This window comes from Leptolyngbya subtilissima AS-A7, from assembly GCF_039962255.1.
Classification (GTDB): Bacteria; Cyanobacteriota; Cyanobacteriia; order Phormidesmidales; family Phormidesmidaceae; genus Nodosilinea.
Map to the genome: position 1 here is coordinate 258,233 of NZ_JAMPKY010000007.1, position 13,598 is coordinate 271,830.

The window sequence follows — 13,598 nt, forward strand, 5'->3', positions numbered from 1 at the left end:
CTGTGGTTCGGCAATTTCTCCGGACGGGCAGAGCCTAACTGTGTTTTGATAGAATGCTGTTCGTATTAACTCCAGAGCTGAATGCCAGTAGATAGCCCGCCCGCTCCCCAGCCGCCCCTAGTGCTCGACACCCTTGCTAACCCAGGGCTGCCCAACGACGAATGTCCTCGTCGGGCACGCATTCAGCTTGACCTGCTGCTGCTGGCCATTGAAGCCCTCGATCTGGGGGGCAGTGAAGCTATGTTGGGCACCGCTCGTGACCTCGGCCTAGAGGGCTTGGTCAAAGGCCGGGTGCACCTGTGGTTGCTGCGAGGCACGAATCCCATGCGCCGCTACAGCCAGCGGCAGCCTTTAAACATTGAAGAGGCTAAAGCCCTGGTCATTATTATTTGCACCCTAGCGCGGCGATTGACGGTGGTGGTGCGCCAGCTGCTAGTGGGCTATCAGCAACTAACCGACAAACAGCTCTCCCCCGAGCACCACTTTCGCTTGGCCGACTATCTGAGCCGCTTTCGCAGCCATTTCCGCGCCCGCATGAACCCACGCCGAGCTGGGGTGATTGCCTACAGCAGCGACGAAAAGCTCGATGAGCTGGCCCTTGAGCTTTTGCAAGAACTGCTGCTGTGCGCTGGGGTGCTCGGTCCCCAACGCCTCTGGAATAGCCTGTTTGACGGAGAAGTATCATGACCGTTCAACGGCAATATACCCTACCCCACTGCAACCTGGTCTTAGAAGGGCTTAGCGCTGACGCCAACGACCCCCTGTCACCCCTGGCGGTGTTGATGAATGCCGAGTGCCACCTACCCGGTGCCACCGATGCCACCCTGGCCGGGGGGCGAGAATTTTTAGACAGTTTAGTGACCGCCGTAAGCCGCTACGGGCAGCAGTTGCTCAGCGGCGTGCCCTACCCTAGGACGACAGGGTCAGCGCCACCCATAGTGGAGATCAAACCAGGTGATCTCCCCTACCACCACCACCTAATTGTGCAGCAGCAGCCCCTGGGCGGGCCTGTTAGCGACGTCAACGCGCTGCCGCCGCTGGATATCCAGCTCACTACGGTGCAGTTCTATGACCTGATGGAAGCGGTCGACCAGCTACTGGCCGACACTCAAACGCTGCCCGACATGAAGGCACAGTTTCAGGCGGTATCGCGGCGACTGGTGCGACCCACCGAACCCATAACGAAGCGGGCGGCCCCCGCAGCCCTAGGAGCGGCGGCCTTGGCTGCCGCCGGACTGGCCCTATTCTTTGTACCCCCGCCCGAATTTGAGCCCACTCGTCCAGAGTCCGAGGCTTCAGCCCCGGCAGCAGCCAGCGCGGTGCCTGGAGGCCCCCCCAGAGCCGACGATGAAACTAGCGAAGCAGTGCCTGCTGACGGCGATGGCTTAGACCGTCTAGAGAGTGCCCCAGCGATTACCGACGCGGCCACTGTTGCTCTGTTGCAGTCTGACGTGACCCAGCGGTTGCAGGAGGCCTGGGCCGATGCGCCACGACCCAGCGGCGACCTAACCTATCGCATGGCGGTTTCTGAAGACGGCGATATTTTGGGGTATCAATACGAGAACGATTTGGCTCTAGAAGAGGTCGATAATACCCCACTGCCCAAGCTTACCTTTGCGCCGGTGGCAGGCGCAGAGCCGGTGCGAGAGCGCGTGGCCCAGTTTGTTGCGACCTTTACCCCTGACGGGGAAGTGCGGTTAGAGCCGACAGAGGTTCCGGCTGAGGCCGATGCGACTGAGAGTGATACCACTGAGGGTGATACCACTGAGGGTGATGCTGTTGAGAATGACGCGGCGGCCAATGCGGCTGAGCTGCCGGATCTAGAGGAGAAGGTGACCGACGGCGATCGCATTCGCGAACTCAACAGCGACCTTTACGACAACATTTTGGCTGAGCTAGAGCCCCTGTCAGCCAATGAGGACCTGCGGTTTCGGGTGCGCCTGACCGAGGCGGGCGAGGTGGTGGGCTATGAGCCCGTCAACGCTGCCGCTGGCCTGTTGGTGAACGAAACCCCCCTGCCCAATTTGGTTACCGCAGCCGATAGCACTGCAAATCAGGCTGACTTTCAAGTGGTGTTCACCGAGAGCGGTGTGCTGGAGGTCAACCCCTGGGATGGCTGGCCCCAATAGCTCCTCTCCTAGCGCTGCCGATGCCCTTATGATGCTGGCCTAATGTTTCTAGCTCGATCGCGTCATGGCTGATTCCCCCAATCTGCCACCGTTGCCCGACCCTGCTCCGGCGGCTCCCCGCTCGACTCCACCGCCTGCGCCCAAGTCTCGACCCTGGGCGGGGCTACACGCGCTGTGGACTCTGGTGGTGCGCCTGATTATTTTGGGTGCCGGGGTCAGTGTAGGCTGGCTGGTTGGCATGCTGGTAGCTCAGGCGATGCCCTCCCGCAACCCTGACCCGCCGCTGACGGAGGCTGCCCTGCGCCAGGGCAACCAGACCCAGCGCAAACTGCGGCAGCTGCCCAGCTGGTGGCAGGGTGATGGCCCAGTTGACGGAGTTGTCGATGAGGTGGCTCCGGCAATGGAATTCTCCCCGTCAGCAGCCTCTGGTGTTACAGCTGCACCAGAGGCTGCACCGCCTATACCTGAGGCTGAGCGCGATCGCATTCAAACTAACCTCACCGCCCTACGCCAAGAGCTGACTCGCCTCAATACCCGCCTAACCGAGCTAGAAACTAGCCTGGGTGCCCCAACCGCAGGTACGCTTGAAGCTCGCCTACAGCGCCTCGATCAGCGGCTCGGGGCCGACGGTGGGGCTAGTGATGCGCCGGAAGCGGCGGCAGAGACTCCAGCGGTAGAACCATCCCCTGAGGCCGAGACAGGGGCTCGGGTGGCCTATCAGGAGCCGCGCTTTGCGCTGGTGCGCGATCGCGTCGTCTTGCCCAGCGCCCTACTCTTTCGGCCGGGCAGCAGCATCCTCACCCCCTCTGGCCAGCAACTGCTCGACAGCATTGCTGCCGACCTGAGCCGCTACGGTGCCGCGACCCTGCTGGTGGGCAGCCATACCGACGGTGCATCCTCTCCCGACCTGGCTAGTCAGCTCACCCTGCAACAGGCCGTGGCGGTGCAGCAATACCTGAGCCCTCAGCTAGAAGGCGGCGGCATTCGCTGGGTGCCGGTGGGCTACGGTCAGACTCGCCCCACCGCTGTAGGCACTACCCCCGCCGACCAGCAGCGCAACCAGCGGGTCGAAATTGGCATTGTGCCCGGTAGCTAACCCATGAAACTTGTATTTTTTGGAACCCCTCACTTTGCTGTGCCCAGCCTCCAGCGGCTGCTGGCCGAGCCAGGGTTTGAGGTGGCCGCCGTCGTCACCCAGCCCGATCGCCGCCGGGGCAGAGGTAGCCAGGTGGATGCTTCGCCCGTCAAACAGATCGCCGTCGAGGCCAACTGTCCGGTCCTGCAACCCACCCGCATCAAAAAAGACGAGGCTACCCTTGCTGCCCTAGAGGCCATTCAGGCCGATGCCTTTGTAGTGGTGGCCTACGGTCAGCTACTCTCCCAGCGCATTCTAGATATGCCTCGGTTAGGCTGCATCAATGGCCACGGCTCGCTACTGCCCGCCTACCGGGGAGCCGCCCCAATTCAGTGGTGCATCGTCAACGGCGACACCGTCACCGGCATGACCACCATGCTGATGAACCTGGGCATGGATACCGGCGACATGCTGCTCAAGTCAACCCTACCCATTGGCCTGCTCGATACCGCTGGGGAGGTGGCGACAGCCCTGTCTCAACAGTGCGCTGGTCTACTGGTAGAAACCCTGTACGGCTTGGCCGATGGCATTCTCAGCCCCCTGCCCCAGGACGAGGCCCTGGCCACCTACGCGCCTTTAATTCAGAAAGACGATTTTGAGCTGGACTGGAGCAAGGCGGCGATCGCTATCCACAACCAGGTACGCGGCTTTTACCCCAACTGCGTCACGACCTTTCGCGGGCAGCCGTTGAAGGTCATGTCTACGGTTCCCTTAGGAGAACCCTACTGGGCAGAACTACCCTCAGACTTAGTGGCGATGCGGGAGGCAGTGGATGCCATTGTGGCTGAAACCGTTCTCTCAAGTTCTCCCCCAGGAACCTTGGTGGGCTTGCTCAAAGGCCAAGGTCCTCTCGTACAGACCGGCGACGGGCTGCTGCTGCTGCGCCAGGTCAAACCCAGCGGCAAACAGGCTCAGGCAGGGAGTGATTTCGTCAACGGCAGCCGCCTACAAGTCAGCGAATCCCTCGGCTAGGCCAATCGCCTCACACTCTATAGTCAGCTAGATCAATTTGGCCATCCTTACGCAAAGATAAACGATCGATGGAAACAGATCCAGTGACTGCGACGGTCTATGGCCCGGTACCAGAACACCTGCAAGCCCGCCGAGAGATCGTGTTTTTGGTCCTAGGGGGGCTGTTCCTTGGCACCCTGGGAATGCTCAACATTCTAGGCATTAGCCGGTTTGTCAATCTATTTACCTGGGGCGATTTTGCCGTCACCGTGGCGGTAGGAGTGCTGCCCTACCCTTTGACCTTTCTTTGCACCGATCTGATCTCAGAACTCTACGGCAAGGAGCGGGCCAATCAGGTAGTCTGGGTAGGGCTGCTGCTCAACCTGTGGGTGCTATTTGTTGTTTGGCTGGGAGGCGTGCTGCCGGGGTTTGAGGCCACCGACCCAACCACGGGCGAGCTGTTACGCGATGCCGCCGGGCGACTGCCAATCTTCTTCGAAATTCGCAACCTCACCTTTGGGGCGGTGACGGCCTCAATGCTGGCCTACCTAATGGCCCAGTTTGTCGATGTCTACCTGTTTCACTTTTGGAAAGAGCTGACCAACGGCAAGCACCTGTGGCTGCGCAACAACGGCTCTACCCTCATCAGCCAACTGGTCGATACCATCGCCGTAGTGCTAATTACCCACTTTTTGGCCGGGGCTCTACCCATTAATGCAGACCAGGAGCTGTGGCCACAACTCATTCGATTTATGTGCTACGGCTACCTGTTTAAGCTAGTGGCCGCCTTGCTCGACACCGGGCCATTTTACCTAGGTGTATTTTGGCTATCCAACTATTTGGGTTTAGAGTCTGCTTTTGCCGAAGTCAAACCCTCTTCGCTTGAGCAGCCGAGAGCAAAACTAACCGATAGTTCCGGCTAATTTTCCGCTCAGATTGCGCTCTTACATTTTTTCCCTGTGAGAAGCAAAGCCTGGTTTATGACAGCCTAGAGTACCAGACTTTAAACCCATCGGCGTTTTCACTCTTCTGTATTTTTCACTTTTTGCTCTTCCATCTTCGTTATTTTGCTATTGCTCCAGGCCCAATAGCTTGGTCTAAAAAATGAAGCTCAAAATTAGAAGAATTCATGAGTTAGCCATTCTTCCGTCCTACGCTCATGCAGGCGATGCGGGGATGGATCTTTGCTCTATTGAGGACGTAGAAATTGCTGCGGGTGATACAGCTCTCATCCATACTGGAATTGAGATTGAGCTACCCCAAGGAACTGAAGCTCAAATCCGGCCTCGAAGTGGGTTAGCGCTAAAGCACTCGGTGACAGTTCTCAATACCCCAGGAACTATTGATGAAGGATATCGAGGTGAAATTGGCATAATTTTGATTAACCACAGCAAGCATGCTTTTCAAGTCGTCAAAGGCATGAAAATTGCGCAAATGGTGATCAAACCAGTATTTCAAGTTGAGATTGAAGAAACCGACGAGTTAACTCAAACCCTAAGAGGTCCGCAAGGCTTTGGCTCAACAGGAATGGTATAGCTCCATTGGTTTAGGAAACAAAAGAGTGCATCCCACTTTCACAAATTTCTCTCCCTCATCTCCCGCTCCCTCCTCCCTAAGGAAGGAAGAGAGCCGAATTTCAAAGTCCCTCTCTCCTAGGGAGAGGAATTTAGGGAGAGGGGCACGCAATTGGGATGCACCCAAAAAACAGCGATCGCCGAGCCAATTGACGAAATTAAACAGGCGGCACAACCGGCAGATCTGACACTTCGTTGATCTGCTCTAAACTGCGGCTTCTAAACTCAGTCTGGGTCAAAAAGCGAAAGGTTTCCTGATACATGGGCTTCCAGTATTCGTTGCTCATGTTTTGGCTCACCTCTGTCGGGTCAACCATCGGGTGGGGCACCAAAGCCTCGCTGGGGAAAGTGTACAGGTAGTGGTTGTCGTAGCGCTTGAACATTGAGGGCTGACTGAGAGACTGCGCAAATTTTTGGTTGGTTCGTAGGTCAGCGGCATCTTCGTTTTCGGTCAAAATCATCAGCGTTGGCTGGGGCCACAGGGCTGCGATGTTGTCTTTACTTTGCACAAACGCGCCAAACCGATTGGCGGCCGTAAAACAGCCCAACGGAAACCGTAGTTCATCCCAACCAAATTCTTTGACATCCAATGGGCCAGCTAGGTTGATGTAGCGCTCGCGGGTTTCTCCGCCATACACCTCTAGCAGCGGCGCAAAGGCTACCACTTTGGCAACTCGCTGGGGGTTTTTGGCCCCCAGGGCTAGGGCCACGGCCCCACCAACAGATAAGCCGACTGTATAAATGGGACCAGGTAGCGCCTCTAGCTCAGCCAGGCGAGCCTGGGCATCGCTTAAGTAGGTCAAGTGAGACGACACAAAATAGCGGTCAAAGTCGGGGTCGTTTTCGCGCTCGATCGCCGCAATAATATCCAGCAGGCGGGGCTCTAGCTTGCTCAGGCGGGCCATCAGCCCAACCATCTGTACGGGGGTCGGGGTAGCACCCTCGCCAGAGGCTGCTAGGTTGGCGAGGAAATGTTGTAGCACCGGGTCGGCGCTGACTTTTTCCCGCAGGGGGCTCAAAATTTCGGGCTTGAGGTCAACCTGGGGCCAGTTTTTATCGGGGTTGATATAGGCATGGCCCGCCAGCGTGGCCTGATACACATTGAAGCCATTGCGAAACAGATAGTCGGCCAGACGCGACATCTGATGGGGTTTGGCACTAAACCCGTGAAACATGAGCACCGTTCCCTTAACCGGGGTATCTGCCCCATGAAACAGGTAGTAGGGAAAAGCACCATCTCGCCGGTCGGGACGGGCAGCAATAGTTTGTACGTAGGTGTCAATGCGCTGCCGCGTAGTCTGGAGCTGATCGTGAGTCGGTGTCGTGGGGCTGGTTTGGAGGGTGACCATGAGCCTAGGGGGTGAGGGCTATATCGTAACTACCGTCGGAAGGCTAAGGCTGCCTTCCCCAGTTGCTACAGAGACACTAGCCCAAATTCCGCCAGGGCGGGATAAAAATTGCGGTTTTCGTGACTAGGGCGGCTGAGCTTGATCAGGGCGAAGCGTTGCAGAGGACGCAGCGATCGCCACTGCTCTAACCCAATTTCAGCCCCAACCGCCTGAGCCTGGGCCTGCACATCTGTGGGAACGACATCTTCGCTGTGCCAGGGAGGATGAGGGTCGATCGCCAGGGTTGAGGCCGGGGTGCCTTGAACGCGGTGCACCAGCGCCTGCACATAGGCGGTGTAGGCCACGGTGGAGTCGCGATCGCTGCACTGGAGCTTGGTGAGCTGATCGCGCTCGGCCTCGCTAAACCGATGCCAGTGTTCTAGCTTGAGCTTGACGCCACAGGTATCGAGCTTAAGGCGCACCTGCATGGGAATGCAGCGCAGCGACTCAACAAAGTCGGCCTCAAACTGAAAGAAATCGTTGGTTTCTAGCGGTGTGTTGGCCTGGGTCATAGCTTATTTAAGGGCAACGGTCCTAGCGGGGTTGAATTGAATGCACATCGAGGCGGTAGGTCTGCCCCTGGTGGGTAATGGTCACTGGAGCAGGGCCAGCTCCAGCCGCTAGTGGCGGAGCAGGGAGGGGGGTAAAGGTGACCCGCTCAACCTGGGCACCAGCGACGGGGGTAAGCGACCCGGCCACTTGGCTAGCTTGCTCCAGCTGGTTAGTCAGCGATACCAGACCATTGAGCCCGTTGATCAAATCGCGCAGGTTGCGGCGCAGAACCGGGTCGCCGGTTAGCTCATCTACATCGGCCATCACCTTGTGGGCACTTTGAAAGACGCTGCGAGCCGAATCTAAGGTTTGCTGGAGCATGACCAGGTTTTCGGCGCTGTTGAAGGTGCCCGTAATCGAGCGAATATCGGCGGCAGCCACGGCGGCATCGGCGGAGAGGCGCTCCAGGTTAGCAATAAATTGGCCCTCCTGAAAGGCCGGACCAAGAGTAGTGGTAATGGACTGGATTTGGGTAGCGCTGCGATCGAGATTGGTGAGGGTATTCACCAGGGTGCCCCGGTTAGTAACCACCAGACGGTTGAGCTCAGTGCCAGTAATTTCAAATTGGGCGGCGGCACTGCTGACATTGTTGGTGGCCCGGTTAGCTGAAGCCATTAGCGGCCTCAGGTCGGTCTGCAGCTGCCGCGACAGCACAATCAGCTCCGTCGACAGCAGGCTGGCGCTCTCAGTCAGGGTGGTGGCGTTGTCGAGGGTGGTTTTGAGGTCGGCAATCAGCTCTGGATCGGCAAAGGCATTAGCGAGTCCTTCGGCCGAGCGAATCAATGAGTCATAGCTGGCTCCCACCTGACCGTCGAGGCGATCGCCGTCGCAGATAATCGTCTGGCCCTGGCAGCCATCCTCTGCCGGTTTAACAGCTAGCTCTTGATCGCTCAGCAACCGCTGGGGGGTGATGTCGATGGTGGTATCGCCAATCAGCCCCGACTGGTTAACCATAATCACGGCATCGCGAGGAATGCGCAGATCGCTGCTGCCGATTTCCACCGCTACATCTACAGCATTGGCGGTGGGCACAATGCTCAAGACCTGCCCTACGGGCACTCCCCGATAGCGCACGCTGGTGCCCTCCTGCATGCCCAAGGTGTTGTCAAACACGATGGTAGCTCGGTAGGTCTGACGGCCCGGGTTCAGCCCCCGCAGCCACAGCACCAGACCGCCGAACAGCCCCACCGCTATGAGAATTAACAGCCCCACCGATCCTTCTCGAATTGCCCTTGCCCGCATGGTGCCCCTTAATTCAACCGCTCAACGGCTTACTCACAATTTTATTCTCTACCGAATCAGCTCTACCTGAGCCAGGCTAACAGTGGCGCTGGCCAGTTCGGGCCTAATGCACCATCTGAATTGGCCCCTCAACCCGGCCGCTAAAGAACTGCCGCACAAAGGGGTTATCGGTGTCATCGACGGCGGTGACCGGCCCCTGCCACTGAATTTTGCCCCGGTGCAAAAAGATCACCCGATCGGCGGTACGACGAATGGTGCTGTCCTGGTGGGTGACAATTAGATATGAGCTGCACCCGTTGTTGCGCTGAATAGCGCGAATCAAATCTTCGATCACTGTGGAGGCGATCGGGTCGAGGCCGGCCGTAGGTTCATCGTAGAGCAGCAGTGCTGGTCGATCCTGAGGATTTTCAGGATTTGAGACAATCGCCCGGGCAAAGCTCACCCGCTTGCGCATGCCCCCCGACAGCTCTGCCGGGTAGCGGCTGCCTGTACCCGGTAGCCCCACCATATCAAGCACGTCCTCGACAATCTGGCGAATCTGACGGGCGGGCAGTCGAGAGTGCTGGTAGAGCAAAAACCCTACATTCTCTTCTACGGAGAGGGAATCAAACAGCGCGGCTTGCTGAAACACCATGCCTATACCCACCGGATCTGGCGAATCTTCGATCAGCCCCTCCCGTCGGTTCCCCTGCACATAGATCTCACCTTCATCGGGGGATAGTAAACCGGCAATGATTCTTAAAATAGTCGATTTCCCTGTGCCCGAGGGGCCGATGATCGCCACCGCCTCGCCTCGGTTCAATGTGAGATCGACATTGTCGAGCACTTGGTTGCCGTCAAACTGCTTCGAGATGCCCTTGAGTTCTAGCAGCACCTCATCGTCGCAGCCGTCTGCGTCGGGCGGTGCGGTGCGGGCAGACGAAGGGATGCCGGACTGCCCTGGAATCGTGCTGGAATTGTGGAGATCGGCCATAGACCTTACCGATGGGAGTACCCGTGTCTGCTCAGCGGTCTGGTTGCCTAGGGTGGTCGAGCCAAGCAGTTGGGTTTACCAACCATTAACAGCCACTGGGCATATCCATGACTTGACTCTATCAAATAGCCGCTAAAATCGAAGGCGCTGGTGCTCATCCTATCAAAGGCTGTCTGAAACACCTGGGCAAATTTCGTCCACCCATTGGGAAGTTGCTCGGGATAGGTCATTTGGGCTAAGTACAACAGCCCGATCGCCCACAGCCCTATTGTCCGCTGCAAACCGCCGCTCAGGTTGGTCAGATCGCTATCGACCTCCTTTCATGTTCTTAAAACCTTTTTATACGGCTCTGACCAGACTGTTTCGTAAGGTCGGTCGGGAGACGCTAACCCTGGCCCCACCGCGGCGGATCAATCGGCTGATGTGGTGGCTGGCACCGGGGCTGCTGGTCAAGCGCTGGCTGTTTCTCAGTATGGCTGGGGTGCTGCTGGTTGGAATCGGCGGCATGATTTGGCTCAAGCTGACGCCGGTATTTTATACGGGGCGATTGCTGGGGGCGGCGCTGCGGGCCTTTACGACCCACGTGCCCAACTACGTCAGCGGCCCGGTGGGTATCTTGCTGGGGCTGGGGCTGATTTTTTGGGGCCAGAGCCGCACCGTGGGCGCCATCACTGATGTGTTGATTCCAGGGAATGAGGAGGACCTGCTCGACGCCCTGCTGACCCAGCGGCGGCTGTCGCGGGGGCCGAAGATTGTGGTGGTGGGCGGCGGCACTGGGCTGTCTAACCTGCTGCGAGGCATGAAGCGCTACAGCTCTAACATCACGGCCATTGTGACGGTGGCAGACGATGGCGGCTCGTCAGGGCGGCTGCGGCGCGAGATGGGGGTGCTGCCGCCGGGGGATATTCGCAACTGCTTGGCGGCCTTAGCGGACGAAGAAAAGCTGCTGACGGAGCTGTTTCAGTATCGGTTTGAGTCGGGCAGCGGCCTGGTGGGTCACAGCTTTGGCAACCTGTTTTTGACCGCCATGAACGAGATTACAGGGGATCTGGAGCAGGCGATCGCAGCCAGCTCCAAGGTGCTGGCGGTGCGGGGTCAGGTGCTGCCCTCAACCTCGGTGGATGTGCAACTCTGGGCCGAGCTAGAGGACGGTCGCCGAATTGTCGGTGAGTCAAAAATTACCGAGGCGCGGGGCCGAATTGTGCACATCGGCTGCTTGCCCCCCAACCCACCCGCCCTAGCCAAGGCGGTCAAGGCGATTGAAGAGGCCGACTACATCGTGATTGGCCCCGGCAGTCTCTACACCAGCATTATTCCTAACCTGCTGGTGCCCGATCTGGTGAAGGCGATCGCGGCTCGGCAGGTGCCTCGCATCTATATCTGCAACATCATGACTGAGCCGGGCGAAACCGACGGTTTTTCGGTGTCTGACCACATTCGGGCGATCGACTCAGCCTGCGGCTGCTACCTGTTTGATGCGGTGCTAGTGCAAAAGGTGATGCCCTCCGATACAGTAATCAGCCACTACGCCAGGGCAGGGGTAGGGCCAGTGCTGCTCGATCGCGCCGCCATTCTCGACTCAGGCCGCCGCATTATCGCCGCCAACGTGATGGAAGAGAGCGCAGATCTAACGGTGCGCCACCACAGTGAGCGGCTGGCGCGGGTGCTGCTGCGGTGGTATACGCGCACGCAGCGGCTTTGGTAAGCAGGGTATAAGGTTTAGGGGCCGGGATTTAAGATTTAGGGCTGCACCCTAAACCTGTGTAATCCCTAAGAAGGATCGGTGTTGAAGCGGCGGCCAACCCAGCCGACAATGCCGCTGGCGATCGCCCCGGCCATCAGCACGCTCAGAGCAGGCATAATCAGCGGATTCCACAGCGAGTACCAGAGGTCTAACCCGAGGTCAACATTCATGCTGCGCCCCAGCACGGCCAATAAAAACCAGCCCAGGCTGAGCAACACCAGACCCAGATCGGCTACCAGTACCCAGCTAATCAGGCTAGAGATGCGTTGTGTGATGGGCACTTCTTTCATGGGGTTAAAGCTAAAAAGGCTTGGTGTGAAGGAGACATCGGGGGAGATTAGACTGGCGAGTCGCAATCGCGCTCAGCCCCAATTTTAAGCCAAAAATAGGCTGCTCTAAGGACTAGAGCAGCCTAACCAAAAAGACTAAGTATTAACTGATTGATACAAAATTCGCCTTGGCAAGGCAGGTAGCTGGCCTGGAGTCATCTTAAGCGTCAAGATTCTGGATCAGCAGATTGTCGGGGTCAACGTAGTGACAAACGGCATCATCCACGCAAATGAGAGCCCAACCAGAGGCCTCAATACTGACCAACTCATAGTCAGCATCCTGAACAAAAAATCCTTTGTGATTCCGAGTTTCGGGCTTGATTCCAACGGGGTTCGTAGACATGACTAAATGCTCTCCAGAAAACAGCGACCAGCAACGGTAAGAAAAGCTTATGGCTTACTTGAGGAAATCCTATCACCGCCTTCATGAGAATTTTATTAAGTAATCTAAGGCTTTATTGCAGAGAAGCCGTGTAACTGGATGTTACACGGCGATCGCACCCCCGATGTAGCTTGTCAATCCCTTGATTTATCGTTTCCTGATTGCAGAATCACATAATTTTTGCCGTCAAAGGAAGATTAACTAAAGTTTTATGAATTCTCTATCAGTTCCGCAGAATCACTGAAAAAACGGTAGAAATACTCATGGGTTGCGGCGGTTTTCCTAATGTTTATCCGGTTTTTCTCGGATTCCTCCTTAGGTTAGATGCACTCTCGGCGGCGATGTGAATAGTTGGGTTATTAACTTGAATTCGGTCGCTGTTGCACAATTATAAATGTTCGCCAAAATCGCACATTCCTCTCCGTCAAACAGCCGCCAACATACCAGAATTGCAAGAATTTGAGTTAGTGCCCAAAGCCAAGCCCTAAAATTTGGGTGATTTAACTCGATGGATTAGTCGCTTCCTATGACCTCTCCGTGGCTAGGCTGGATTCAGCAACTTCAAGGCATTGCCCAAACCGGGCTGCACTATAAAAATCATCCTTTCGACACAGAGCGCTACGAACAGATTCAGGCGATCGCCGCTGCCATGCTCGCTGCCCAAATTGACACCGATCCGCCTACTGTTCTGAATTTCATGCAGCAAGAGCAGGGCCACGCCACTCCCAAAGTCGATGTTAGAGGGGTCGTGTTTCGCGATCAAAAAATTCTGCTTGTGCAGGAGCAATCAGACGGACTATGGGCACTACCCGGCGGCTGGGCCGACATTGGTGACTCCCCCAGCCACGCTGTAGAGCGCGAAATTTTTGAAGAAGCGGGCCTCACAGCTCGAGCCACCCAGCTACTAGCTTGCTACGATCGCGCCCATCCCCGCCACGGGCACCCGCCAGCCCTGCACCACAGCTACAGGCTAGTGTTTCACTGTGAGATTACCGGTGGGCAACTTACACCCAGCTACGAAACTCCAGTCGTAGACTTCTTTGGCCCTAACGACATTCCACCCCTTTCCCTAGGGCGCACCGGACCAGACCAAATTCAGCGCTTCTTTGACTATCTCAAAAACCCCAACCAACCCACCGATTTCGATTAACCCTCCACCAACTCAACCGCCCCCACTTTTCTACTCCCCTACTCATCCA

14 protein-coding genes are annotated in these 13,598 nt (G+C 57.2%); 8 read left to right on the forward strand and 6 right to left on the reverse strand.

Annotated features, from left to right (window positions below):
* Window positions 1-81: 81 nt before the first annotated feature.
* The 6 genes from NC979_RS16625 to dut all read left to right on the forward strand — a co-directional run bounded on the left by NC979_RS16625 (window position 82) and on the right by dut (window position 5,751).
* On the forward strand, window positions 82-687 hold the full coding sequence (locus NC979_RS16625; protein ID WP_190517595.1) for a DUF3038 domain-containing protein: 606 nt from the start codon (window positions 82-84) through the stop codon (window positions 685-687).
* The gene (locus NC979_RS16630) at window positions 684-2,129 is read left to right on the forward strand and encodes a DUF4335 domain-containing protein (protein ID WP_190517597.1); all 1,446 of its coding nucleotides are present in this window, start codon (window positions 684-686) and stop codon (window positions 2,127-2,129) included. The genes NC979_RS16625 and NC979_RS16630 overlap by 4 nt, the downstream gene beginning before the upstream one ends.
* A gap of 64 nt (window positions 2,130-2,193) precedes the next feature.
* On the forward strand, window positions 2,194-3,225 hold the full coding sequence (locus tag NC979_RS16635) for an OmpA family protein (protein WP_190517600.1): 1,032 nt from the start codon (window positions 2,194-2,196) through the stop codon (window positions 3,223-3,225).
* 3 nt (window positions 3,226-3,228) lie between these two features.
* A complete protein-coding gene (gene fmt, locus NC979_RS16640; RefSeq protein WP_190517602.1) occupies window positions 3,229-4,236 on the forward strand; it encodes a methionyl-tRNA formyltransferase in 1,008 nt (335 codons plus the stop codon).
* Window positions 4,237-4,304: 68 nt separating this feature from the next.
* Window positions 4,305-5,138 (forward strand): queuosine precursor transporter, encoded by an 834-nt coding sequence (locus NC979_RS16645; protein ID WP_190517605.1) that lies wholly within the window; start codon window positions 4,305-4,307, stop codon window positions 5,136-5,138.
* 181 nt (window positions 5,139-5,319) lie between these two features.
* Complete coding sequence (gene dut, locus NC979_RS16650; RefSeq protein WP_190517608.1) at window positions 5,320-5,751, forward strand: dUTP diphosphatase; 432 nt, start codon at window positions 5,320-5,322, stop codon at window positions 5,749-5,751.
* 196 nt (window positions 5,752-5,947) lie between these two features.
* On the opposite strand, the gene NC979_RS16655 is transcribed toward dut, so the two are convergent.
* The 4 genes from NC979_RS16655 to NC979_RS16670 all read right to left on the reverse strand — a co-directional run bounded on the left by NC979_RS16655 (window position 5,948) and on the right by NC979_RS16670 (window position 9,944).
* Entirely contained in the window at window positions 5,948-7,138 is a 1,191-nt protein-coding gene (locus tag NC979_RS16655) for an alpha/beta hydrolase (protein WP_190517610.1), read from the reverse strand.
* Window positions 7,139-7,203: 65 nt separating this feature from the next.
* The gene (locus tag NC979_RS16660; RefSeq protein ID WP_190517612.1) at window positions 7,204-7,689 is read right to left on the reverse strand and encodes a nitrate reductase associated protein; all 486 of its coding nucleotides are present in this window, start codon (window positions 7,687-7,689) and stop codon (window positions 7,204-7,206) included.
* Window positions 7,690-7,711: 22 nt separating this feature from the next.
* Window positions 7,712-8,971 (reverse strand): MlaD family protein, encoded by a 1,260-nt coding sequence (locus NC979_RS16665; RefSeq protein ID WP_190517615.1) that lies wholly within the window; start codon window positions 8,969-8,971, stop codon window positions 7,712-7,714.
* 103 nt (window positions 8,972-9,074) lie between these two features.
* On the reverse strand, window positions 9,075-9,944 hold the full coding sequence (locus tag NC979_RS16670; RefSeq protein WP_190517617.1) for an ABC transporter ATP-binding protein: 870 nt from the start codon (window positions 9,942-9,944) through the stop codon (window positions 9,075-9,077).
* A 322-nt stretch (window positions 9,945-10,266) separates the two neighbouring features.
* On the opposite strand from NC979_RS16670, the gene NC979_RS16675 reads away from it, so the two are divergent.
* Complete coding sequence (locus tag NC979_RS16675; RefSeq protein ID WP_190517619.1) at window positions 10,267-11,649, forward strand: gluconeogenesis factor YvcK family protein; 1,383 nt, start codon at window positions 10,267-10,269, stop codon at window positions 11,647-11,649.
* A 65-nt stretch (window positions 11,650-11,714) separates the two neighbouring features.
* Here the strand turns inward: NC979_RS16675 and NC979_RS16680 are convergent, their stop codons facing one another.
* Together NC979_RS16680 and NC979_RS16685 are read right to left on the reverse strand one after the other, a co-directional pair.
* A complete protein-coding gene (locus NC979_RS16680; protein WP_190517621.1) occupies window positions 11,715-11,978 on the reverse strand; it encodes a DUF8620 family protein in 264 nt (87 codons plus the stop codon).
* 199 nt (window positions 11,979-12,177) lie between these two features.
* Window positions 12,178-12,360, reverse strand: coding sequence for a hypothetical protein (locus NC979_RS16685; RefSeq protein WP_190517623.1), 183 nt, complete (start codon window positions 12,358-12,360; stop codon window positions 12,178-12,180).
* 565 nt (window positions 12,361-12,925) lie between these two features.
* Between NC979_RS16685 and NC979_RS16690 the strand changes: the two genes are divergently transcribed.
* Window positions 12,926-13,549 carry an NUDIX hydrolase gene (locus NC979_RS16690; protein ID WP_190517626.1) on the forward strand — a complete coding sequence of 208 codons (624 nt, stop codon included), beginning with the start codon at window positions 12,926-12,928 and terminating at the stop codon, window positions 13,547-13,549.
* Window positions 13,550-13,598 lie beyond the last annotated feature (49 nt).